This is a genomic window from Thermodesulfobacterium sp., assembly GCF_030445475.1.
Taxonomy (GTDB): Bacteria; Desulfobacterota; Thermodesulfobacteria; order Thermodesulfobacteriales; family Thermodesulfobacteriaceae; genus Thermodesulfobacterium; species Thermodesulfobacterium commune.
Genome location: NZ_JASUTP010000012.1, coordinates 15,417 through 38,209, shown reverse-complemented (window position 1 = coordinate 38,209; position 22,793 = coordinate 15,417). Strand labels below are relative to the sequence as shown.

Genomic DNA, 22,793 nt, shown 5'->3' with positions numbered 1-22,793 from the left:
TCTAATCTTCCTTTTAATTCAACTTTCACCTTCTGTTTAACCGTATTCAAAAACTGCCAGAACTCTTTTTCCTGGACCAAACCATCTTTATTAAGATCTATCTTATTTTTTACCTCTTCAACCGGCCAGTTTAAAGCTTTACTTAGATCTTCTACCGTTATGCCTGTTTTTTTAGCTTTATCTACCAAAGACAGCATCACTGCCTTTTCACCTTTTGCATGACACACACTACAAGAAGCACTCTTAAAATGGACATCTACAAAGGATTCTAAGGTAAAAGGTGGATTATAGAGCCATTTACTATGAGCCTTCTTGGAGTCCTTATGGCAGGACAAACAAGAGTCGTTTAACTTTGCCATACTAACAGGTAAAACGTCATGGGCTTTATGACAGTTAGAACAATTAGGAGCATTAGGCTTGGATTCAGAAAGGGCTTTAAAATGAATACTATCTTTGTAAGCCTTGGCCTCTTCTCCATGACAACTTGCACAGAGATTGAACTTTAACTCATTATTAGGTAAAATACGCGCCACTTTATGATAATCATGACATCTTATACAGTCAGGAGCCTTCTCTTTCCCTTGATAAAAAGCCTTGGCATGGATACTTTTGTTAAATTGATCTACCTCTTTAGTATGACATTGCTTACATATTTCTATAGCTTGTTTTCTATACTCTTTTAGTGATGCTATCTTTTTAATAGGATGCTCTGTTTTAGAATAACCTTTATGACAATCAGTACACTTAAGGTCTTTATGTACAGAACTTAAAAGATGAGACCCATCTACCTTTACTGAAAGAACTTCACCATTTTCAAGCTTTTTAGTTATAGATTTACTATGGCAAGTCAAACAATATTGATTTTCAGGTAAATTTTTACCTATTTTGGCTGGTTTAACCCCATGATATCCATGACATTCTATACAAGAAGCAGTCTTAGAAATGGTGTAGTGTACCTGATTTCTTCTTAATGTAGCATCGGTATGACATTTCTGACATATCTGTTTAGAAAGATTAGCCGCATACTCTCTTTTATTCTTAAATGTATATGAAGGATGTTTAGTTTTTGAAAAATCACTGTGACATACGATACACTGAAAGTTGCTATGAACAGATTGTTTGATTTCATTTAAGTTTACCTTAAGATTTAACTTTTCACCACTTTTTAACGTTTTGCTTAACTCAATTTTATGACAAGACATGCAGTATTCATTAAAACTTGCTTTTTGCTTCCATTCCTTAAAACTTAGGTCTTGAGAAGGTAAACTTCCGATAACCCTTTTAGAAGTAGCAGCAAGCAAACCGGTTGTCAACAAAAGCAGACTTAACAACAAGAAAGAAAAATATAGCGTCTTTTTTTTCATTATTTAACCCCCACAGGAATATTTGTATGATATCCGTGGCAATCAATACACATAAACCTCTTATCTTTAGCTACCATAGCATGACCTGGATGTTTAGAAATGCTTTCATAAGTATGACATTTAGTACAACGAGAAGCCATTTCTTTAGTGTAATCTTTTATAGATCTAATGTTAATAGGTTTAGGATGAAAATCTGTGTTATAAATATCATAATGGCAAGCAAAACAACCTATTTTACCGTGAGGAGTTTTGGCAAATTTTTCTGAATTAACATAAAGATACATCTTATCACCGTTACCTAAAACCTTAGGCAACCTTTCTACTTTATGGCACTTTATACATTCTTGGGTCTGTTTTCTTACCAATTTGGTAGGTTTAACATAGTGAGAATTATGACATTCAGAACAAAGAGTCTTTCCTTCTTTTACTATGTTTTGATGAAAAGAGGAAAGTCCGGACGCAGGATGACAGATTAGACAGTTTTGGTTTACCCCTTTGGAATAGCTGTAACGACTTTCTATTTTGATTGGTTTAGGGTGAGTAGCTTTATCGATATCCTGGTGACAGAATAAGCAATGAACCTTATTTACATGAGCAGAATCATAAAACTTCTTTGAATCTACATAAAGAGCCATCTTTTCTCCGTTAGCTAAAACCTTATGAAGCCTCTCTAATTTATGACACTTTAAACAATCTTTAGCAATCCTATCAAATTCCTCTTTTATAGGTTTAATGTAATGTGAACCGTGACACTCTGCACAAGAGAGTTTATTTTCTTTTACTATGTTTTTATGGATAGGAGAAAGACTTTCGATAGCATGACAATTTACACAATTAGCAGAAACTCTTTTTTTATATTCCCTTACACTGGCAATTTTCATCGGTCTTGGATGTTCCTTTACGTTAAGGTCGGCATGACAAGAAAGACAATCCATACTTCCATGAACAGAAGCCTGAAACTTTTCAGGTTCTACATAAAGAGCCATCTTTTCTCCGTTAGGTAAAACCTTATGAAGCCTCTCTAACTTATGACATTTTAAACAAGCATCGTTTGTACCACTACTACTTGCTATGGACGATTTATTAAAGGTTAGAGGAAGAAAAAAACTGATCCCCAACAGAACTCCAGATAAACACAACCCAAGAAAAAAATATCTAAAAATTTTTCCCATTATCAACCCCCATAAAGAAAGATTTTAAAATAACCCTATTTTGCCTATTAGATATAGATATTATATAAGCTCAATCCTTAAGTCAAGCCTAACAAGTTCTAAAAAAGTAGGTTTTTAAGTTCTAATTTCTATTAAACAACAAATTTTTATAAATTTTTTTTTATTTTTTTCTTTTATCTATCACTCGTACAGCTTTTCCTGGAACCCTTTGAATGGTGCCTTCAGGAACGATTTGAATCTTACTTCTAAAACCTAAAAAATCATAAAGTTCTAAGTTTAGCCTCTCCATTTCTTGATCGGTTAACCCCCCATCGGTTTTTTCTACAATGATGGTCATCTCATCTTTGCCTTTTACATTTTCTATTACCAATTGATAATACGGAGCAAGTCCTTTGTACTTCAAAAGTATAGCCTCTATCTGAGAAGGATAAAAATTTACCCCCTTTACCTTCAACATATCGTCTGTTCTGCCTTTAATTCTATCTATTCTAACGTGAGTTCTTCCACACTCGCAGGGTTCGTAACTTATTATCTTAGATATGTCTCTTGTTCTATACCTGATAAGAGGCAAGCCTTCTCTGGTAAGAGTAGTAACCACTATTTCTCCTTCTTCTCCTAAAGGCAATACCTCACCTGTTTCAGGATGTACGATTTCTATGATATAATGATCTTCCCAAACATGAATGCCTTTTCTTGCTTCACAATCTATCCCTAAACCTACTCCCCCGGTTTCTGTCATCCCTATGATATCAAAGGTTTTAACCCCCATCATCTCTTCTATCCTTTTTCTGTATTCATCTGACCAGGTTTCAGCACCTAAAATAGCTACCCGAAGATTAGTTTTTCTAAAATCAAACCCATTTTCTTGAGCTACTTCGATAAGTCTTGCTGGATAAGAAGCTATAGCCCCTATGGCGGTAACCCCCAAATCTTTTATAAGTTTAAGTTGCATAAGAGTTCTTCCAGCACCTGCTGGAACGATAAAACATCCTAAGGTTTCTGCTCCATAATGAAAACCAAAACCTCCGTTAAATAACCCAAAGGAAGGCATAATCTGTAACCTGTCTTTTGAGGTAAGCCCAGCACAAGCCAAGCATCGAGCCATTATCTCACCCCACTGAGCCACATCATTTTTAGTCATAAGGTTTAATACTGGGATTCCTGTAGTCCCTGAACTCATATGCATTCTTACACAATCTGAAGGATCTACAGCTATGTGTCCAAAAGGATAACCATCCCTTAAGTCATCTTTTGTCGTAAAAGGCAGGTATTTTAAATCATCTAAACTTTTTATATCTTCAGGATGGATGTCTTTAATCTTCTCTTTTAACATAGATTTAGAATTTTTAAGAAATGCGATGGTTTTTCTTAATCTACCAAGCTGAATTTTTTCAATCTCTTCTCTTGGTAAAGTTTCCATCTTAGGATTAAACATCTCTTCCTCCTAAAAGTTTTATATTATAAAAATTTTCTCCATACACAAATAAGTTTTCAAAAAACTTTCACATATAAAACAAAAAGATTTATTTTTTCTGTCTACATCCGCTATGGTATTAGAAAAACTCATCACACAGTTTGGGTGAAAACAATGAGGTAGAAAAAAAAGATGACCAAGCTCATGGGTAACCTCTTTAATAAGCCTTTCTGTAAAAATTTTTTCGTCAAAAGCTAACCCATAAAACTCAGGGTTAAGTCTGGCATGAGATACTACAGCTATTCCTCTTTTAGGGTCAGCTTCTCCAAAAACAAAATTTAGCCCATGACTATAAAGGTCAACGTCTACTAAAACTACCCATTTTTCTTTTAAATTTTTTTTATATTTAGAGAAAAGATCTATGATTTTAGAGGAGATGTATTGATTTCTTTTGGGGTTGTAGGCTAAAGAAAAATCAAAAACCAAACCGTAAAAATTAACCGAATATCCAAAAATAGTCTCTAAATGAGACTTTAAAGCTAAAAGAATATCGTCTTTTAAATCTGTATAAACTAAAAATATAGAAATTTTTTTCATGTCATAGTTAAAATATCAATTTTAACTATGATGTCAAGTTCTTTAGAAGATTTTTTTCTATAAGAGGTCCTGTGAGATTAACCAACCTTACAAGACCTCTTATAGTTAGATGTTATATGGATTTGACCATAGGTTTGACTTTAGTTTTAAACATGATATTTCTTAAAAACTTCTCTTCAGACCTACTCATCAAAGAGATAGCCGTACCAGTTTGACCAGCCCTTCCGGTTCTGCCTATACGATGGATATAAGATTCGGCATCCTTAGGCAGTCCATAGTTGATTACCAATCCAACATCTTTAATGTCTAAACCCCTCGAGGCTACGTCGGTTGCTACTAAAATTTTAAATTCTCCTGCCTTAAAACCCCTCATCACCATCTCTCTTTTTTTCTGCGGATAATCTCCATGTATAGCTTTTACTGAGTAGCCCTCTTCCCTTAAAGCTTTGGCTAACTCTTCTGCCTCTAACTTAGTTTGCACAAAAATAATGATCTTAGGTTCTTGCCAGATAGATAAAATTGCCGTTAGTTTTTCAAACTTCATATGAGAAGGCACTTTGTAAACCTCTTGACTTATCTGTTTTAAAGTAATCTCTTCGGGTTTAACTTTTATGGTTTTATAACCATCTCTAAGGTATTTTTCTGCTAAAATCAAAATTTCCTTAGGTAAGGTGGCAGAAAAAAGAAGGGTTTGTCTTTCCTTAGGGGTTTGAGAAATTATGTAATCGATATCGTCTATAAAACCCATGTCAAGCATCCTATCTGCCTCATCTAAGACTAACATCTTTATACCATCAAGCTTAAGATATCCTCTATTGATAAGGTCTTTAATCCTTCCGGGAGTACCTACTAAAACCTTCCCTACCCTTTTTTGTAAAAGTTCTATCTGTTTTTTTAAAGGTTTCCCTCCATAAAAGGTAAGCACAAAAATCCTCTTATTCTTTCCTATGTTTCTTATTTCTTCACTAACCTGAATGGCAAGCTCTCTGGTAGGGACAAGGATTAAGGCTTGAAGTTCCTTCTTTTTAAACTCTACCTTCTCTACGATAGGAATTCCAAAAGCGGCAGTTTTGCCTGTACCAGTTTGAGCCTGACCTACTAAATCCTCTCCTGCTAAAATAAAAGGTATAGCCTTTTTTTGAATGTCTGTAGGGTCTTTATAACCCATAATGTCTAACGCCTCAAGCGTTTTCTTAGAAAGGTTAAAACTTTGAAAAGTTAACATAAATCCTCCATGATTTGTTTAATTTGTTAGCAGAGAAAAGAAGTTATATGAAAATTAAACCGAGACCTTAAGGGAATTTTAAATAACCTCTTTTTACTGCTTTGTTAAACAATAACACTACAACAAAAAAAAAACAAGAGACTAAACCATAATTTATTATTTTTATTAGTATCTAAATTAATTTAAAAATCTAACCCCTAAAATCAACCTTGACTATTTAAACAAATTTTTTTATTTAATATTTTTATAAGCAATTTAAACCAAGGGGGTTATAATATGGGGGTGCCTAAAGTATTAACCATCTTAGGACAAACCGACGCAGGTAAGGCAAAACTTTCTGAAGCACTATGTAAAGTTTGTGGAGAAACCATTAAAGGACAAAAAAAAGAGTCCAACTTTTATCTTAAAATCTACGGGTTTAATTATAAAGATACACCTTTCTATCTGTTAACCACCCCAGGGGATGAAAACTTTTTAGGTGAAGTAAAGTGGGCCTTAAAAGTCTCTGATGCAGCTATTTTGGTGGTAGACTCTTCCAATCCTATTAAATATCAAACTATAAGAGTGTTTGAAATGGCAAAAGAAATGGGTGTTCCGCTTTTTATCTTTATAAATAAAATAGACGAAGAAAAGAGTAATTTTGGTCAAACCATCTGTGACCTTCAGGATAACTTAGAGATCTTACAAGTACCTGTCGTTTATATCTTTGAAGGTCAACCTAATAACCTTTTGGTAGATTTGGTAGAAGATAAAGCTATCCTAGAAAAAGGAAATAAGATTGAATACATAGATTATCCGGAAAATGTGAAACATAGAGTTTCTACTTTAAGGGAAAACCTTATAGAAACTGCAGCTGAAGGTAAAGACGAATTAATAGAAAAATATCTGGATACAGGTAGTTTAACTAAGGAAGAAATATTAGAAGGACTAAAATTAGGGTTAGCTAACAATAAAATTGCCTTAATCTTTGCTGGTGCTGCCAAACCAGGCATAGGAGTATCTGTCTTTCTGGAATACTTATATCATTTTGTACCTTCCTATGAGTTAGTAAGAACACGTATAGAAGCAGACGAAAAATCTTCTGGTTTTATCTTTAAAACCATCATAGATCCCTTCGCTGGCAAACTCTCTTATGGAAGGGTATTTGCTGGTTCTTTCTTCTCAGACAACACAATCTTTACGTCTAATGGAAAGGAAGAAAAATACACACAAATTTTTGTCCCAAGAGGAGATGGATTACAGCAAGTAAAAGAAGTTAAAGAAGGAGAGGTTATCGTTTTTGCCAAGGTTGACGGTTTATATACAGGGATCACTTTTTCCAAAAATCCTAAGTTTAAACCTATTGCTTTACCAGAACTTCCTTCTCCTATGATTACTATGGCTATCCATCCAGAAACCAGAGCTGACGAAGATAAAATAAGTGGGGCTTTGGTAAAAATAAAAGAAGAAGACCCCTCTATAATCTTTACCAGAGATGAAGAAACTAAAGAACTTCTTATCTCCGGGTTAGGAGTATTACACATAGAAAAAACCATAGAAAAATTAAGAGAAAAGTTTGGAGTAAAGGTAAAACTCTCTACCCCTAAGATTCCTTATAGAGAAACCATCAAAAAAGCGGTACATGGAGTTATTTACCGACATAAAAAACAAAGCGGAGGTAGAGGACAGTTCGCTGAGGTACATTTTAATATTTTTCCATTAGAAAGGGGTAAAGGTTTTGAATTTTTAGAAACTCTTACCGGTATGAACGTTCCGAGAAACTATGTTCCGGCAGTAGAAAAAGGAGTAAGAGAAGCTATGGAAAGAGGTCCTTTAGCAGGATTCCCTGTGGTTGACGTGAAGGTACAATTTTACGACGGAAAGTCTCATGAAGTAGACTCTTCTGACCTTGCTTTTAAGATAGCTGCTATACACTGTTTTAGGAAAGGTGTAGAGCAAGCTAACCCTGTACTTTTAGAGCCCTATGTAGAAATGGAGATATATGTTCCAGATGAAACTGTAGGAGATGTAGTAGGAGACCTAAACTCAAGAAGAGGTAGGGTTTTAGGGATTGAAAAAGATAAAAAGATGACTAAAATATCTGCGGTGGTTCCTATGGCAGAGGTTCAAAATTATGTAGTATCTTTGCAAGGGTTTACAGGAGGAAGAGGGTATTTTATCTCCAGATTTTCTCATTACGAAGAAGCCCCACCTTTTGTGGCAGAAAAGGTGATTGCAGAAAGAAAATCTCAGATGGAGGCTGCTAAAGAAGAATGATAAAAGTAGGTATCCTTACCCTTAGTGATAAAGGATTTAAAGGGGAAAGAGAAGATAAAACCGGAGAACTTCTTAAAACCTTGGTAGAAAAAGAAGGCTGGCTGGTATCCAAATATTTAATCCTACCTGATGAAAAAGAAAAGATAGTAGAAGTGTTAACCTCTTGGGCAGATAAAGAAAAGTTAGACCTTATTGTTACCAACGGAGGAACAGGGGTTTATCCAAGAGATGTCACCCCTGAAGCTACTAAAGAAATAATAGAAAAAGAAATCCCGGGGATCCCAGAATTTATAAGATATATAAGTTATCCCCTAACTCCGATGGCAGCCCTGACAAGGGGAATAGCTGGAGTTAGGGGAAAAACCCTTATCATCAACCTCCCTGGTAGCCCAAAAGCGATAAGCGAAATTTTTCCCAGTTTAATACCTATCATAAAACATGCTGTAGAGAAAATTAAAGGAGACCCAAGTGAGTGTGCCAGAAATTAAACTTTCTCAGATGGTCAAGGCTTCAGGCTGAGCAGCCAAGCTTCCACAAGAGTTTCTTGTGGAAATATTAGAAGGTTTAGAGCTACCCTCTCATCCTAACCTTATTCAAAGTTTTGAACATGGAGCAGATGCAGGTATATATAAATTAGATGAAGAAAAAGCCTTGGTTTTTACTGCAGACTTTTTTACCCCTGTGGTAGACGACCCTTATACCTTCGGTCAAATAGCCGCTGCCAACTCTTTAGCAGATGTATATGTCTGTGGAGCAAAACCTCTTTTGGCTTTAAACCTCATAACTTTTCCTAAGAGAGGGATTCCTAAAGAAATCTTAAAAGAAATCTTAAGAGGTGGTTTGTCTAAGATTAAAGAAGCAGGGGCTTTACTGGTAGGTGGACATAGCGTAGACGACCCAGAACCTAAATACGGGCTTGCAGTGGTAGGTTTGGTTCATCCTAAAAAAATAATAACCAACAGTCAAGCCCAAACAGGTGACCTTCTCTACCTTTCTAAACCCATAGGCACAGGAATCTTAATAACCGCCTATAAAGGTAAACTGTTTGACGAGAAACATGAGGCTTATCAAAAAATGGTAACTACCATGACTGAACTTAACGACAAAATCTGTGCTATCATGACAGAGTTAGGTCTTAAAGCTGCTACTGACATCACAGGCTTTGGACTAATCGGACATGCCCTTGAGATGGCAACAGCCAGTAAAAAAGACCTTATTATTTATGCCAGCAAAGTTCCCTGTTTTGAAGAGGCTAAGGATTTAATTTCTATGGGGATAGTCCCTGAAGGAGACTATCATAACCTTAATTTTTGCAAAAAATTTATACAAATCCATCCTGAAGTTTCAGAAGACGAATTGATTTTACTATCTGATGCTCAAACCTCTGGAGGAGTCTTGGTAGCTGTTCCACCAGAAAAAAAAACAAGCTTTGAAACAAAAATAAAAAAAGCTGGTCTTGATAACGTAACTCTCATCGGAGAAGTTCAAGACCCACAAGGTCACTGCCCTACTGTGAGGATATACCCTTAAATTCATTGTTTTTTTTCAATATATCAACTTAATTTTTATTTATAATTTCTATTTGACTTCACATCTTTTTCATGAAAAATTGATTTTAACCTTCAAAAAACTTAAATATTTAAGTAGGAGGAGTTTATGGGAGAAGACTATATCAAAATGTGGGAAAACCTGGGAATAGATTTAGAAAACCATGATTGTTTACTTAAGGCATTAGCCGAATTTTATCAACAAATCTATCTTTCTCAAGAAAACCGTCCTGAAGGGATGAAATACTTTGACTTTGTAGTTTCTGAGGCCCATGGCTTAAGGATAAAAGAACTCCTTGAGGCCAAACAACAAGGGAAAAAAGTAGTGGGGGTCTTTTGTGTATATGTACCTGAAGAGATGATACGTGCGGTAGACGGAATATGTGTGGGGCTTTGTGCAGGGGCTCAGATAGGTTTTGAGGAGGCAGAAAAAGTTTTACCTAAAAACACCTGTGACCTTATCAAGGCTTTTATAGGTTTTAAACTTACTCAAGTTTGTCCTTACACAGAAAGCTGTGACCTTTTAATAGGAGAAACAACCTGCGACGGAAAGAAAAAAGCTTATGAAATCTTAAATAAACTTACTCAAAAAGTCTATGTTATGGAAGTTCCTCATATGAAAACAGAAAGAGGGAGAGAGCTGTTTTTAAAGGAACTTTTTGCCCTTAAAAACAAGTTAGAAGAGCTAAGTCAGCAAACTATGACTTTAGAGCGTTTTAAAGAGGAAGTCAAGGTTGTAAACGAAAAAAGAAAAGCCTTGATGAGACTTGAAAAGTTAAGAAGTTATGACCCAGCTCCTATCTCAGGTCTTGATGCTCTTTTGGTGAATCAGATTGCCTTTTACGACGACCCTGTAAGGTTTACCCAAAAAGTTAACGAACTTTGCGATGAACTTGAGGAAAGGGTTAAAAAAGGAATAGGTGTTAAACCTAAAGGAACACCAAGAATACTTATTACCGGATGTCCTTTTGCCTTACCTAACTGGAAACTTCATCACATGATAGAAACAAGCGGTGCTGTTGTGGTAGGTGAAGAGTCTTGTATAGGAAGAAGGTATTATCATAGTTTAGTGCCTGAAGATTTTAGTAGTATAGAAGAAGGCATCAAACTTTTAGCAGAAAGATACCTAAAAACGCCTTGTGCCTGTTTCACTCCCAATCCAGAAAGGATTGAAGAAATCCAAAACATGGCTAAAGAATTAAAAGCTCAGGGGATAGTCTATTATTCTATCCAGTTTTGTACCCCCTATCTTTTTGAAGCCTATCAGGTAGAAAGCGCTGTTGACCTTCCTTTTTTAAAGATAGATACCAATTACAGCACGGAAGATATAGGACAACTTAAAACAAGATGTGAAGCTTTTATAGAAACGTTATAACCCTTAAGTGTAAAGAGTCACATCACTAAGTTTAAAAACCTATGAGGATATTAGGACTTGATGTTGGGTCTACTTATATTAAAGTGGCCCTTTTTGAAAATGAAAGGTTAACCCTTTTAGAAAGAGACAAAACTTCTTACCAACCCTTAGAAAGGTGTCTTCAATATATAAACAAATACCAACCAGATCAGATAGTTGCTACTGGATATGGAAGAAACCTTATTAATAATAAACTTCCAAACTGTATCACCCTTTCTGAAATCAAAGCCTTTGCTATGGGAGCCCATTTTATCCATCCTAAGGTGAGGACTATCTTAGACATAGGTGGTCAGGACACAAAAGTTATAGGTCTTGATGAAGAAGGTAAGGTAGTTAAGTTTGAAATGAACGACCGGTGTTCAGCTGGCACAGGCAGGTTTTTAGAAATAATGTGTAAGGCTTTAGGGTATGAGATAGAAGAATTAAACCAGTTAGACCTCGACGATGAAGTTAAGGTAAAAATCAGCAGTCTTTGCACCGTTTTTGCTGAATCAGAAGTTATTTCGCTTATAGCCCAGGGAGTTCCCAGAGAAGAAATTTTAAAAAGTGTACATTTTGCGGTAGTTCAAAAGGTAGTCTCTATGTTAAAAAGAACCAATGTTATTGAAGATTTTGTTTTTGCTGGTGGATGTTCTCAAAATCAAATTTTAAAAAAGTTTTTAGAAAAACAACTAAAAACTAAGGTAATTACCCTTGATGAATCTCCTTTTCTAGGGGCTATAGGAGCAGGAATTTTTGGAATCTCTCAGATTAAACGTTAGAAAAACTCTTGATAAAATCTAAAAATTTATGTTCTACTGGTAAAAATTTTGCCATTTTTGGATAAACTACATAAAATTTTCTTTTTATCGTAAAATTTTTAATTCTTACTACTTTTAAAATTTTTAGAGAAGTTTCAAGTTCTACGGCTAAGGAAGAAACGAAACCAAAACCAAGGCCTGACTTTACTGCTTCTTTTATCGCCTCTGTAGATCCCATCTCTCCTATGAGGTTAAGCTTAGTGCAATCTATACCTTTTTTATCTAAAGCCTCTAAAAAATTTTTCCAGGTGCCTGAACCCTCCTCTCGTTTTAACAACGGTATATGATACAATTCTTCTAACTCTATTTCGTCTTTATTAAAATCTGTAGGGCCAATAAGAACTATTTCATCTTCATAGCAAGGGAAGAACACCAAATCTTTGTTAGTAAAAACAGCTCCTACCATACCAAAATCGATTTCTCTTGCCAAGACCATCTCTATTATTTCTTTGCTATCTCCTACCTTTAAGAAAACTGAAATGTTCGGATGATTTTCTTTAAAACTTTTTATAAGCTTGGGAAGGATATACTGACCTGGTATGGTGCTACCCCCTATTTCTATCAACCCTACCTTTTCATCTTTTAGAAGTTTTAATTCTTTTTCCATCTGTTTAAGTATATTCAAAACCTCTTTCCCGTAACGATAGACTATTTTCCCAGCTTTACTAGGGACTACCTTTCTGGTATTTCGGTCAAAAAGATTGACCTCTAACTCCTGCTCAAGGTCTTTGATATGAAGAGTAATGGTTGGTTGAGCAAGATGTAAGGCAGAAGAGGCTTTAGAAAAACTTTGGGTCTCATATACCTTAATAAAAACCTCTAACTTCCTTAAATCCAACATCTCTCCATTCTTCAAATATTTTTACCTTGAATATACAAAAAACCTACTCAAAGACAAGGGTATCTTTTATAGAAAAAAACTATAAATCATTTTTAAATTGATAGATTTTTTCTATTTGACTTAAAATTGGATTTTTTCTATTTTTAATACTTAATCAAAAATATACTTATAAACCAAGGAGGAGTGGATGAACGGCATCAGTAATTTTTTAGCTACCAGGTGGGGCATTATTTTAGTAGGTGCTATCATAGGAATCTTAGCTCCCATTCTTCAAAAACTTGGAAACCCACCTAACATGGGGATTTGTGTTGCTTGTATGGAAAGGGACATAGCAGGAGCTTTAGGTTTTCATCGAGCAGAGGTAGTCCAGTATATGAGACCAGAAATCATAGGATTTGTTTTAGGGTCTTTTATAAGTGCTCTTTTGTTTAAAGAGTACCGCCCAAGGGGTGGTTCTGCTCCTTTTATCAGGTTTATTTTAGGGATGTTTGCGATGATCGGTGCTTTAACCTTCTTGGGTTGTCCCTGGAGAACCGTTCTAAGGCTTGCAGGAGGAGACTTCAACGCTATCTTTGGTTTAGCAGGCTTGATTTTCGGTGTCTTTATAGGAACTATCTTCTTCAGGATGGGATACTCTCTTGGCAGGTCTCAAGGATTCCCTTATAAAGCCGCTGGATTAGGTTTTCCCTTTTTGATGTTAGTTTGTTTAGTTTTACTTTTAATCGATAGTCCTTTACCTGGTACTAACAAAGGGGAGTTTTTGTTTTTTAGTATCAAGGGTCCTGGATCTCAACATGCCCCTATTTTTATCTCTCTTTTAGCCGGTCTTTTTATAGGGATCCTTGCCCAAAGAAGTAGATTTTGTACTATGGGTGCCTTTAGGGATGTAATCCTTTTTAGGCAATTTCATCTATTCTTAGGGGTTGCTTCTTTTTTTGTCTCTGCATTAATAACCAACCTTATTTTAGGACAGTTCAATCCAGGTTTTGAAAATCAGCCTATAGCTCATACCATGCAGTTATGGAACTTTTTAGGTATGGCTTTAGCAGGGCTTTGTTTTGCCTTAGCAGGTGGTTGTCCTGGAAGACAACTCTTTCTTTCTGGAGAAGGAGATGGAGATGCTGCTATCTTTGCTACTGGGATGATAGTAGGTGCTGCTGTAGCCCACAATTTTGGTTTAGCAGCCTCTCCTAAAGGAATAGGACCTCATACCCCTGAAGCTATCCTTTTGGGCTTTATCGTATGTATAGTCATAGGATTAACCATGAGAGTTAAAAAAGCTTAGACAATAAAAATTGCAGGAGGGAGAAATATGCCAGAAGTAGTAGATGCAAGAGGACTTTCTTGTCCAGAACCGGTATTACGTACCTTGGAAGCAATCAAAGCTTTAGGACAAGGAGAACTGGAGATATGGGTGGATAACCCTACCGCTAAAGAAAATGTCATTAGAGCAGCTAAAACCTCGGGGTGGGAGGTAGTTGAAATAAAAGAACTTCCTGATAGTATTAAGCTGGTGATTAAAAAATGATGGAATGGCTTAATAAACTTTTACCAACCAAAAGAAACAAAAAAGATAAAACAAACCAAAGTTCTCAAAAGGCTCTTCTTATATTTGAAAACACCTCTGAGGTGATCCAAGCTGAAAGGATTTTACAAAAACAAGGTTATAAAGTAAAGGTAGTTGGGCCTCCTCCTGAAGTTAGAAAAGGATGTGACCTTGCTATAGAAGTACCAGTAGTTGAAATCCCAGGTATAATAAACCTTCTAAAAACTCAAAAAGTAGAACCTTTAGATTTCGTTTCCTTTTCTGAAGAAGAAATTTTAAAGCCTGTAGACCTTTTTCACGTAAAAGACTTTGGAGAGTATTTGATGGTAAGGGCTGCTAACATGAAAATAACGGTAGATAAAAGAATTCTCACCATCGTTAATGTTTCAGGAGGAGGATGTCCTGATGTCCCATACTTGGCTTCGATTTTGGTTGGATTAAACCTGAAACATTCTTTCCCTCCTAAGGAAAAAGGACATACCCTCTGTGGATATGCCTTACATTTAGCTTATGAAAAAGCTAAAGAACTGTTATGTTCGGAATAGCAGGCATTATCCCTGATGAAACACTCCCTTTGGTTTATGGAGTTCCTGTTTTAAATGATAATCGACTTATCATAGACCGATGGCAAATTCCTATAGAACGTGGAACTGCTGCCCTCATCGCCTCTGCCATAAAAACCTTGGAGGTTTTTGAAAAGTCCAATCCAATAGTTTTTCTGGTTGGAGATATAGGTAAAGGTAAGGGAAGTAAGATTCTATATCAGTTTTTAGCAGAAAAAATTTCTCAAACTTCCTTTCAGGTATTTACCTTTCATTATATCCTTCCTGAAGTAGACGGCTGTTTAAAAGTAATCTTCTCGATAGAAAAACTTTCTAAAAAACCCTTTTTAATAGCTGACGCAGGTTTTATGTATGCGGTAAAAATGGCAGGATATGCTAACTTTTTTGACCTTTTTACTCCAGACTTAGGTGAATTAGCCTTTTTAGCTGATGAAAAAGCCCCTCATCCTTTTTATACCCGAGGTTTTCTTCTCTCAAACGAAAAGGACATAGAAAGCTTGATAAAACGGGCATATCAACATCAAAATGCCCCTAATTATCTTTTGGTCAAAGGTGAAAAGGATTGGGTAGTCTGCAATCAAGAAATTTTAGCAACTGTAGATGAACCTTTACTTCCAGAGCTTGAAGCTATAGGTGGTACAGGAGATACTCTCACAGGTATAGTTTCTGCTTTGATTTATGCAGGATATCCACCAGAAAAGGCATGTATTTTAGCGGCTAAAGCTAACAGGTTGGCTGGTGCCTTAGCTTCTCCTACCCCAGCTACTCAGATTTCAACCATCATCGATTTTATACCCAAGGCCTTAAAAAAACTGACTGGTTAATTATTCCACAGGAATAATCGTTATTTTTTTAGAATTTTTAAGTTCTTTTAACTTTTTTGGATCTTCTAAAAGCCTTCCTACAAGGTTTACTTCACTGGCAGGTACAGGCTCATCGTCAACAGAAATAGGGGTTGGTCCAAAAAAGATAGCTAAAGCTTTTCCTGGGGGCCAATAACCTATGTCTCCTGATTTTACCTTTAAGGTAGCTGTTTCGTCCAAAGGATGGTCTAAAGGTATAGAAAAGTAAAATTCATCACCCCAGGTGTTTAAGTAGGATTCTATGGGTAAAATTTTGTAGACTTCTTGACCGCAGGGAGTATCAAACAATTCTGCCAAAACTTCTTCTTTTCCGTCAAAGATCAACTTAACCTTCATCTTACCTTATCTCCCCGTTTAATCTAATCAGATTTTTATGATTTTTATGTAAACATATCTTTCTTAAAAAACAAGGACGCAAAAACCAGAATGTGACTTTTTAATCACATAAAGTTTATAAACGTGCACTACAGGTAGCTATACAATCGTTTGTGAATAAGATTTGTTATGTAAACCTTATTTTAAATCTTTCCTTTTTTGTTTTTATGAATAAAATTTTTTTTATGAATAAAATTTATAAAAGAAACTAAAAGACAGATAAATATAATCAGGAGGTAAACAAAGATGAAATTCAAAGGTTATGTTAGACCTAATGGAGAAGTAGGAGTAAGAAATCATCTTTTGATAATTCCTACCGTAGTCTGTGCAAGTACTGTGGCAGAGAGGATAGCTTCTTGTGTAGAAGGAGCGATATCACTTGCCAATCAACATGGATGTTGTCAAATTGGAGCCGATCTTGTCTTGACTGAAAACGTCCTGATAGGATTAGGAAAAAATCCTAATGTAGGAGCAGTACTTGTAGTGTCATTAGAATGTGGAGGGGTTTCGGCTGAAAGAGTGGTTGATGAAATCGCAAAGACAGGGAAACCTGTTGAGTACGTAGGGATACAGAAAAGTGGGGGAAGTTTAAAGGCTATAGAAAAAGGAACAAGGCTGGCAAGTAAAATGGCTCAAGATCTTGCTAAACTCGATAGAGAAGAAGTTGATATCTCAAATTTAATCTTATCTGTCGAATGTGGAGGTTCTGACACAACCTCAGGACTTGCTTCTAATCCTGTGGCTGGTTATGTAATGGACAAGATTATTGACCTTGGGGGGACAGGTATATTTTCTGAAACTGCCGAAGTGATCGGTGCAGAACATATCCTTGCAAAAAGAGCAGTAAGTAAAGAAATAGGAGAAAGGTTAATTTCGGTAGTTAGAAGAACAGAAGAGAAAGCTAAAACAATGGGGGTAGATATGCGTGGGGGTCAACCTACTCCAGGCAACATCGAAGGAGGTATTAGCACGATCGAAGAAAAGTCTTTAGGTGCTATTTACAAAGGAGGAACCAAACCTTTGCAGGGAGTATTAGAGTATGGTGAAAAACCACAAGGTAAAGGATTGTACTTTATGGATACTCCTGGGCAAGACATTGAGTCCATAACTGGAATGACAGCAGGCGGTTCGCAAGTTGTTATCTTTACTACCGGTCGTGGTACTCCCACTGGTTCTCCAATAGCACCGGTTATCAAGATTACTGGAAATCCTGAAACTTACAGAAATATGGAGGACAATATAGATTTCAATTGTGGCACTATAATCGAAGGTACAGAAACAATAGAAGAAGCCGGAGAAAGACTGTTTAAACTTTTGATAGAAGTTATTAACGGATCATTAACAAAAGCTGAGGCTTTAAAACATAGAGAATTTGGCATGTTTAAATTAATTTCTACTTTTTAAAAAAAATATAAAATGACAAGGGTTTCCATTTTTACACCTATTTCAAAAAGTTTTAAGTGGTTTAATGAGAATATTTCTTAAGGAGGAGGTACCAAGTATGACTGAAAAAAGAAAATTTGCAGTCGTTATTAATAAAAATGACAACGTTGCCACAGCAGTCAAAGATCTATCAGCAGGAGAAGAAGTGTATATAACTATAGATGGGCAAGAGGTAAAGATCACGCTGTTGTCAGATATTAAATTTGGCCACAAATTTGCGATAGTTGATATAAAAAAAGGAGAAAACGTCATCAAATATGGAGAAGTTATCGGTAGAGCAACCAAAGACATTAAAAAGGGAGAACATGTACACGTTCATAATATTGAAAGTTTGAGAGGGCGTGGCGATTGGAAGGTAAGCTAAAAATATAATTCTAATCTAAAACTTAAGGGAAGACTGATATAGTTAAGATTTAAAGTTGAAAGTTTTGTAACGATGATTATAATTTAAATATGCCTGAGATGTCAGGTTTTGGAAAATTTTTAGTATTATTAGGGTTTTGCTTGATATTACTGGGAATTTTTATTTCTTTACTTCCCAAGATACCTTATATAGGAAAACTTCCCGGCGATATTTATATCAAAAAAGATAACTTTACTTTCTATTTTCCCTTAGCAACTTGTATTTTAATAAGCATTTTACTTACCATTATTCTTAACCTGCTTTTTCGTAAATAAGCTTTTAAATCTCTACTGGTTCACCCCCTATTTCTTGGATAAGTCTTTCAATTTCTTCTTTAGAAAGATGTACCACGGTATCTTTTCTCATAGATTGGCTTATTTTTTCCTCTATCACCGTTCCGTGAAAATGGTCTGCTCCCCATAACAGGGCTATCTGAGCTAATTTTACCCCCAGAAAAACCCAATAAGCCTTGATATGAGGAAAGTTAGACAAAATAATCCTTGAAATAGCGATAGTTTTTAAAATCTTTAAAGCAGAAGGCCCGGGTAGATAGGAAAGTTCATTGCCTTCCGGTATAAAGGCCAAAGGGATAAAACAATAAAACCCTTTGGTTTCTTCTTGGGCTTCTCTGAGGGTTAATAGATGGTTTATTATCTCTTCATCTGTTTCTAAATGTCCAAAAAGAAGGGTAGCATTAGTAGGTATTCCTAATCTATGGGCTGTCTTAGCTATCTCAAGCCATCTCTGATAACCAATCTTTTTAGGATAGAGCTCCTTATGAAGTCTTTCTGAAAAAACCTCCGCCCCTCCTCCTGGAAGAGAATTTAACCCTGCTTGTTTTAGCTCGGTTAAAACCTCTTCTACCGGTTTTTTAGAAATTTTCGAGAACCAGTCTATTTCTACACAGGTAAAAGCTCTAATTCTTAAAGAAGGAAAATTTTCCCTTACCTTACGTATCAGTTCTACATAGTACTCATAAGGCAACTCTGGGTTTACCCCTCCTACTATATGAACTTCTTTTAATTCTGGTGTTGATTTTAACGTTTCTATAATCTCTTCTACTTGATAGGTATAACCTCCTTTTTCACCAGGCTTTTTGTGATATCCGCAAAACTTACAATTAGTAGTACAAACATTAGTATAGTTAATATGTCTGTTTATCGTATAATAATAACGTTTTTGATGCAAATTTTCTTTTACGACATTAGCCAGGGTGCCCAGAAAATAAAAATCTCCTTCTTGATACAACCTTAAAGCCTCTTCGAAGTTTAAAGTTTTTCCAGAAAGTATTTTTTCTGTTATTTCTCTGTAAAAACGGTTTTTCTCTGCATACTTTTCTAACACCAGAGAGCTTTCCACCTTATCCCTCCTTTTTTAATAATTACACTATATTAAATAACGATAATTTTTGCAAAGGGGTAAATACTCACAGTACTTACAGAAGTCTTCTTTTTCAGTAAAATAAAATTTTTCTGAGAATAACATATGATTAACTATCCATTCTAAAAAACTTTTGGCTTCTTTTTCAAAAAACTGATTTACCGCAGCGTATTCTTTCTTTTTAAGATTAAAAAGAAAATCTTCAGGTTCCTTAAAGTTAGAAGGTCTAATAAACCCTGCGTTTATGATATAATTATCTACCTTTGAAGAGATAAATTTCTGTTTATTTTTATAGAAGAGATAGCAATAAAAAAACAACTGAAAGTTTGCAAGGCTGTCTCCAAAGTTTTCAAGTATTGAACATAAACTTTCTAAGTCATATTTATCTGGCAGAGAATATTTATTTATAAACTCTTTCATTTTTTTAGGTTGAGGAGATATAGAAGGATTGCTTTTAAAATCCATAATTAAATATTTTCTCACCTCTTCTTCCCTTTCTATCAAAAAATCAAAAATGCCATAAAATGTAATATTTAAAGTCCTACCATCACAAAGCACTATATCTTCTTTAGTCTCAAGATCTTTTTCTAAACCAAGAAGTTTATGCGCTTTTATCTTTTTTTCTTCTTCTTTTTTCCTTAAAAATTCAAAATATTTTAAAATACTTGCCAAAGTTATAGTTTTTGAAAGGTAATGACTTAAAGGATCAAATTTTTTTTCAAACTCAAAATTTTTCCATAGAATATCAAATTTATTTTTAATCCTATTTTCATCATAAATTTCTAAGATCAAAAACCTTTTTCCTTCATAAGGCCTAAAAAATTCTTCAAAAAAACTGTGAATAAACTTTCCTGGATCTTCTACCTTAAAACCCAACCTCTCAGGTTCTCTAAGTTTCATTATATACTTAAAGAAAAATTTAGCCCCACACTTAAGATAGGTTTCGAAATAATAACGACTAACCCTTTCTCTGGATAAGTGGTTAAACAAACTCTCTTTTATTTTTTCAGTTTTAGGTATCCCTTCTTCTCTTTTTGAAAAAACACAAAAGTTAGGTTGGATGAGCTCTTCTTCGGGTTCCTTTCCTTGTTGCTCTAACTCCCATTTTAACCTATGTATAAACCTCGAAGGTTCTTTAACTTCCTGGGTAGTCGACTTCTCAACAAGCAGATAAAATAGGTGTACTTCTTCTGCAGAGTTTACAAGTCTATCAAAATAATAGCTCCAAAGTTCATTGTGATTAAAAATAGGTATTTTTAACCAAGATTTAATCTCGTCGGTAAGCAACGGGTTAAACTTTTGAGAAGGAGGAAAACTTCCTTCGTTTATATCTAAAAGGATAAGCTTTTTAAACGAAAGAAGTCTTGTTTCCATAAGACCAAGGATCTGTAATCCCCTAAGAGGGTCTCCAAACAAAGGAACTTTTTGGGTTTTCAAAAGATACTCTAACAAGGTTAAGAGATTTTCCTTATTGTTTATAAAGGGAGGAAGGTAATCTTTGGTAAAAAAGGGAAGAACCTCTGTTTCTATTACCTCAAGATAGTTATGTAAGACTATATCTTGAAAAGAACTTTGAGACTTTAAATTAAAATCCTTGAGGTTTAAAAACTCTAAAATTTTTTCCAAGTTTTTACCTATATCCTTTGGAGATCTTATGGTTTCCCAGTTTTTAAAGAAAACCTGATGAACCTCCTTGATAATTTTTCCTATAATATCCTGGGTGTATTTACCTTGATGATAAACCCCAAATTCTTTTTCTATTTCTCCTAAATCTATGGTCACATAGCCCTTATTTCTAATGAAATCTTCTATAGGCTTAAAAAATTCCTCTCCAAAAGTATTGTCTGAAAAAGCACGATTAAGCATAGGATGTTTTATCACTTTTAAATAAGACTGGGTAGAATAAAGTCCCTGAATTTTATCTCTTTGAGCTTTTATAACCGCTGTGAGAAGAGAATTTAGAGGAAAACTATCGAGGGGATAAAAAAGAGAAATATTCACCTCAAGGGGAATATCTTTTTGTTCCAGTTTATAAATTAAAGGTATTAACGTATTCGGGTCAGAAAGCACGATCGCTATCTCGTCTGGCCTTTGAGGATTTTCCCTTATCAAGTCTAATGCCTTCGTTATTTCCAAATGTAAGTCAGTAGAGCGATAAATTTTTATAGAAGGAGTTTTTACCTCTTTTGCATAATATTTTTTAGGTAAAACTCTATAATCCTGGTTCATCCCAAAGAGTTGTAACGTGTTTTTCACCACGTTTGGCAAAACGGTAGGGTCTTCTTTGGGAACTTCGAATACTAAAAAGGCTTTTTCAAAATTTTTTAAAAAAACTTTAAATAATTTTTCTTCTATCTTTCGTAAACCAGCGAAACCTACCAGCCAAACCTCTTCTATCATAGAACCTAAAAAAGTTTTTTTCAAATCAATCTTTTCTAAAGTCTCTACTACCCTCTTTAACCTAAAAGTAGGGCTAACCCAACCCTTTTGGTTTAAAACTTTATTGTATTCAAGATAAATTTTCTTTAGCTTTTCGAAAATATCTTTAGCGATAGGAGGTAAGTTTTCAGGTGGATATACCAAATTTTGAGGCTCTGTATCCTCCTTTTCCAACTCTTCAAAAACCTCAAGAAATTTTATGCCCCAAAAAAAGTTTTTTTCAAAACTCTCGCTTACATTTTCTGATAAAACTTGAGGAAAAACCTCTAAAAGGGGTAAAAGCCTTAAAATCTTTGTGCCTGTTGGACAAGGGTGGTCTTCCAGCATGACATAAAGATAATCTACCAAGGTTTCTAAAGAAAAAATACGAGGGAAAAAACCAGCTTTGTTCTTCCCTCCTTTTTCTTTTAAGTAGTGTTTAAAAAAAAGGGCAGAACGTTTATTAGGAAAAACTATCCAGGTTTTTAAAATACTTTCGTCTAAAGACCTTCCATCCAGAAAAAAGTTAACTAAGGTTTTCAAAAAGTGAGAGTTGGCAGGAATTAGTATAGCTTGAGGCATCTTTTTTGGTTATTTCAATTATGTTAAAAGGCTCTAACACTATGAGGTATGCTGATATATTAACATCAGGATAAAGTTTTTGCAACAAAGAAACATAGCCCTTAAGTTGGTCTTCATCTCTAAGATCAGAAGCCTGATGAAGTTTAAACTCAAAAATTATCCAACCCGAAAGAGACTTAATTATTAAATCTGGCCTTACCATCTTGGCATCTTCTGTTTTTTCATCAAACAAAAAACCTTCTACTTCAGAATATATGTTTTTAGCCTGCTTTAAAACCTTGCAAATCAGTTTTTTAAATTCAATTTCTTCAAAAAGTTTAAGTAAGGTCTCTTTTGCGTTCTTTTCTATCTCTTCTTTCCCAAAAATAGGTTCTTGATACAGAGCTAAAGCTTTTTTTAGATAAAAGGAAATTTTTTGAGTAAAAAACTCTTTATCGTGAAAAAGTGTTTTGATATCTTTTTCACAAACCAATAAACTTTCTAAAGTAAAGTGTAAAATTTCTCCTATGAAACGGTTGATGGTTTCCTGGTTAAGCTGTCTTTTTGAGAGATTATTTTGCTTTAAGATTAACCCCATGTTTTTAAATTTT

Annotated in this window: 22 protein-coding genes; 12 read left to right on the top strand and 10 right to left on the bottom strand. The window is 34.9% G+C overall.

Annotated elements, in window-relative coordinates:
- The 5 genes from PWP26_RS05120 to PWP26_RS05100 all read right to left on the bottom strand — a co-directional run.
- A partial coding sequence (locus PWP26_RS05120) for a multiheme c-type cytochrome (protein WP_301399105.1) occupies positions 1–1,364 on the bottom strand: 1,364 nt, incomplete at its 3' end.
- The gene (locus tag PWP26_RS05115; RefSeq protein ID WP_301399104.1) at positions 1,364–2,536 is read right to left on the bottom strand and encodes a cytochrome c3 family protein; all 1,173 of its coding nucleotides are present in this window, start codon (positions 2,534–2,536) and stop codon (positions 1,364–1,366) included. The genes PWP26_RS05120 and PWP26_RS05115, both read right to left, overlap by 1 nt.
- 160 nt (positions 2,537–2,696) lie before the next feature.
- The gene (locus tag PWP26_RS05110; RefSeq protein ID WP_038060344.1) at positions 2,697–3,971 is read right to left on the bottom strand and encodes a phenylacetate--CoA ligase; all 1,275 of its coding nucleotides are present in this window, start codon (positions 3,969–3,971) and stop codon (positions 2,697–2,699) included.
- Positions 3,972–3,989: 18 nt separating this feature from the next.
- A complete protein-coding gene (locus tag PWP26_RS05105; RefSeq protein ID WP_051754476.1) occupies positions 3,990–4,547 on the bottom strand; it encodes an archaemetzincin family Zn-dependent metalloprotease in 558 nt (185 codons plus the stop codon).
- Between the two features lie 112 nt (positions 4,548–4,659).
- Positions 4,660–5,772, bottom strand: coding sequence for a DEAD/DEAH box helicase (locus PWP26_RS05100; RefSeq protein WP_273019613.1), 1,113 nt, complete (start codon positions 5,770–5,772; stop codon positions 4,660–4,662).
- Positions 5,773–6,048: 276 nt separating this feature from the next.
- On the opposite strand from PWP26_RS05100, the gene PWP26_RS05095 reads away from it, so the two are divergent.
- The 5 genes from PWP26_RS05095 (at position 6,049) to PWP26_RS05075 (ending at position 11,750) form a co-directional block, all read left to right on the top strand.
- Positions 6,049–8,028, top strand: coding sequence for a translation factor GTPase family protein (locus PWP26_RS05095; RefSeq protein ID WP_038060340.1), 1,980 nt, complete (start codon positions 6,049–6,051; stop codon positions 8,026–8,028).
- Entirely contained in the window at positions 8,025–8,516 is a 492-nt protein-coding gene (locus tag PWP26_RS05090; protein ID WP_038060338.1) for a molybdenum cofactor biosynthesis protein B, read from the top strand. The genes PWP26_RS05095 and PWP26_RS05090 overlap by 4 nt, the downstream gene beginning before the upstream one ends.
- Positions 8,503–9,558 carry a selenide, water dikinase SelD gene (gene selD / locus PWP26_RS05085; RefSeq protein ID WP_081856467.1) on the top strand — a complete coding sequence of 352 codons (1,056 nt, stop codon included), beginning with the start codon at positions 8,503–8,505 and terminating at the stop codon, positions 9,556–9,558. Before PWP26_RS05090 ends, selD begins: the two co-directional genes overlap by 14 nt.
- Positions 9,559–9,684: 126 nt before the next feature.
- Positions 9,685–10,950, top strand: coding sequence for a double-cubane-cluster-containing anaerobic reductase (locus PWP26_RS05080; protein WP_038060336.1), 1,266 nt, complete (start codon positions 9,685–9,687; stop codon positions 10,948–10,950).
- 41 nt (positions 10,951–10,991) lie between these two features.
- The gene (locus PWP26_RS05075; RefSeq protein WP_038060334.1) at positions 10,992–11,750 is read left to right on the top strand and encodes an acyl-CoA dehydratase activase; all 759 of its coding nucleotides are present in this window, start codon (positions 10,992–10,994) and stop codon (positions 11,748–11,750) included.
- Here PWP26_RS05075 and PWP26_RS05070 read toward each other — a convergent pair.
- Positions 11,740–12,630, bottom strand: coding sequence for a selenium metabolism-associated LysR family transcriptional regulator (locus PWP26_RS05070; RefSeq protein WP_051754477.1), 891 nt, complete (start codon positions 12,628–12,630; stop codon positions 11,740–11,742). The genes PWP26_RS05075 and PWP26_RS05070 overlap by 11 nt on opposite strands.
- A gap of 187 nt (positions 12,631–12,817) precedes the next feature.
- Between PWP26_RS05070 and yedE the strand changes: the two genes are divergently transcribed.
- Genes yedE through PWP26_RS05050 form a run of 4 tightly spaced genes read left to right on the top strand, consistent with a single transcriptional unit; the run spans position 12,818 to position 15,563 of the window.
- Complete coding sequence (yedE, locus tag PWP26_RS05065; protein WP_038060331.1) at positions 12,818–13,915, top strand: YedE family putative selenium transporter; 1,098 nt, start codon at positions 12,818–12,820, stop codon at positions 13,913–13,915.
- A 27-nt stretch (positions 13,916–13,942) separates the two neighbouring features.
- Positions 13,943–14,158 carry a sulfurtransferase TusA family protein gene (locus PWP26_RS05060; protein WP_022854842.1) on the top strand — a complete coding sequence of 72 codons (216 nt, stop codon included), beginning with the start codon at positions 13,943–13,945 and terminating at the stop codon, positions 14,156–14,158.
- Positions 14,158–14,721, top strand: a complete 564-nt coding sequence (locus PWP26_RS05055) for a DUF3343 domain-containing protein (RefSeq protein ID WP_301399099.1) — start codon at positions 14,158–14,160, stop codon at positions 14,719–14,721. Before PWP26_RS05060 ends, PWP26_RS05055 begins: the two co-directional genes overlap by 1 nt.
- Positions 14,709–15,563, top strand: a complete 855-nt coding sequence (locus PWP26_RS05050; protein ID WP_038060325.1) for an NAD(P)H-hydrate dehydratase — start codon at positions 14,709–14,711, stop codon at positions 15,561–15,563. The genes PWP26_RS05055 and PWP26_RS05050 overlap by 13 nt, the downstream gene beginning before the upstream one ends.
- Here PWP26_RS05050 and PWP26_RS05045 read toward each other — a convergent pair whose 3' ends face one another.
- Positions 15,564–15,938, bottom strand: coding sequence for a cyclophilin-like fold protein (locus tag PWP26_RS05045; protein WP_273010765.1), 375 nt, complete (start codon positions 15,936–15,938; stop codon positions 15,564–15,566).
- A gap of 285 nt (positions 15,939–16,223) precedes the next feature.
- Here PWP26_RS05045 and PWP26_RS05040 point away from each other — a divergent pair, with 285 nt between their 5' ends.
- The 3 genes from PWP26_RS05040 (at position 16,224) to PWP26_RS05030 (ending at position 18,098) form a co-directional block, all read left to right on the top strand.
- Complete coding sequence (locus PWP26_RS05040) at positions 16,224–17,381, top strand: UxaA family hydrolase (RefSeq protein ID WP_038060323.1); 1,158 nt, start codon at positions 16,224–16,226, stop codon at positions 17,379–17,381.
- A gap of 97 nt (positions 17,382–17,478) precedes the next feature.
- On the top strand, positions 17,479–17,784 hold the full coding sequence (locus PWP26_RS05035) for a UxaA family hydrolase (RefSeq protein WP_273010767.1): 306 nt from the start codon (positions 17,479–17,481) through the stop codon (positions 17,782–17,784).
- A gap of 89 nt (positions 17,785–17,873) precedes the next feature.
- Complete coding sequence (locus PWP26_RS05030) at positions 17,874–18,098, top strand: DUF2905 domain-containing protein (protein ID WP_367652119.1); 225 nt, start codon at positions 17,874–17,876, stop codon at positions 18,096–18,098.
- Positions 18,099–18,102: 4 nt separating this feature from the next.
- Here PWP26_RS05030 and PWP26_RS05025 read toward each other — a convergent pair whose 3' ends face one another.
- From PWP26_RS05025 to PWP26_RS05015, 3 genes are read right to left on the bottom strand one after another with little or no spacing between them, the layout of a single operon-like run.
- Positions 18,103–19,182 carry a CofH family radical SAM protein gene (locus PWP26_RS05025; RefSeq protein WP_273010768.1) on the bottom strand — a complete coding sequence of 360 codons (1,080 nt, stop codon included), beginning with the start codon at positions 19,180–19,182 and terminating at the stop codon, positions 18,103–18,105.
- A 27-nt stretch (positions 19,183–19,209) separates the two neighbouring features.
- Complete coding sequence (locus tag PWP26_RS05020) at positions 19,210–22,203, bottom strand: PD-(D/E)XK nuclease family protein (RefSeq protein ID WP_287568375.1); 2,994 nt, start codon at positions 22,201–22,203, stop codon at positions 19,210–19,212.
- A complete protein-coding gene (locus PWP26_RS05015; protein ID WP_038060316.1) occupies positions 22,148–22,780 on the bottom strand; it encodes a hypothetical protein in 633 nt (210 codons plus the stop codon). Before PWP26_RS05015 ends, PWP26_RS05020 begins: the two co-directional genes overlap by 56 nt.
- Positions 22,781–22,793: the final 13 nt, after the last annotated feature.

Coding starts and splice junctions, on each gene's coding strand:
- PWP26_RS05055 (WP_301399099.1), top strand. CDS start 14,158: ATGGAATGGCTTAATAAACTTTTACCAACCAAAAGAAACAAAAAAGAT.
- PWP26_RS05015 (WP_038060316.1), bottom strand. CDS start 22,780: ATGGGGTTAATCTTAAAGCAAAATAATCTCTCAAAAAGACAGCTTAAC.
- PWP26_RS05020 (WP_287568375.1), bottom strand. CDS start 22,203: ATGCCTCAAGCTATACTAATTCCTGCCAACTCTCACTTTTTGAAAACC.
- PWP26_RS05060 (WP_022854842.1), top strand. CDS start 13,943: ATGCCAGAAGTAGTAGATGCAAGAGGACTTTCTTGTCCAGAACCGGTA.
- PWP26_RS05095 (WP_038060340.1), top strand. CDS start 6,049: ATGGGGGTGCCTAAAGTATTAACCATCTTAGGACAAACCGACGCAGGT.
- PWP26_RS05040 (WP_038060323.1), top strand. CDS start 16,224: ATGAAATTCAAAGGTTATGTTAGACCTAATGGAGAAGTAGGAGTAAGA.
- PWP26_RS05030 (WP_367652119.1), top strand. CDS start 17,874: ATGCCTGAGATGTCAGGTTTTGGAAAATTTTTAGTATTATTAGGGTTT.
- PWP26_RS05115 (WP_301399104.1), bottom strand. CDS start 2,536: ATGGGAAAAATTTTTAGATATTTTTTTCTTGGGTTGTGTTTATCTGGA.
- PWP26_RS05090 (WP_038060338.1), top strand. CDS start 8,025: ATGATAAAAGTAGGTATCCTTACCCTTAGTGATAAAGGATTTAAAGGG.
- PWP26_RS05080 (WP_038060336.1), top strand. CDS start 9,685: ATGGGAGAAGACTATATCAAAATGTGGGAAAACCTGGGAATAGATTTA.
- PWP26_RS05075 (WP_038060334.1), top strand. CDS start 10,992: ATGAGGATATTAGGACTTGATGTTGGGTCTACTTATATTAAAGTGGCC.
- PWP26_RS05110 (WP_038060344.1), bottom strand. CDS start 3,971: ATGTTTAATCCTAAGATGGAAACTTTACCAAGAGAAGAGATTGAAAAA.
- PWP26_RS05035 (WP_273010767.1), top strand. CDS start 17,479: ATGACTGAAAAAAGAAAATTTGCAGTCGTTATTAATAAAAATGACAAC.
- PWP26_RS05050 (WP_038060325.1), top strand. CDS start 14,709: ATGTTCGGAATAGCAGGCATTATCCCTGATGAAACACTCCCTTTGGTT.
- PWP26_RS05070 (WP_051754477.1), bottom strand. CDS start 12,630: ATGTTGGATTTAAGGAAGTTAGAGGTTTTTATTAAGGTATATGAGACC.
- PWP26_RS05105 (WP_051754476.1), bottom strand. CDS start 4,547: ATGAAAAAAATTTCTATATTTTTAGTTTATACAGATTTAAAAGACGAT.
- PWP26_RS05100 (WP_273019613.1), bottom strand. CDS start 5,772: ATGTTAACTTTTCAAAGTTTTAACCTTTCTAAGAAAACGCTTGAGGCG.
- yedE (WP_038060331.1), top strand. CDS start 12,818: ATGAACGGCATCAGTAATTTTTTAGCTACCAGGTGGGGCATTATTTTA.
- PWP26_RS05045 (WP_273010765.1), bottom strand. CDS start 15,938: ATGAAGGTTAAGTTGATCTTTGACGGAAAAGAAGAAGTTTTGGCAGAA.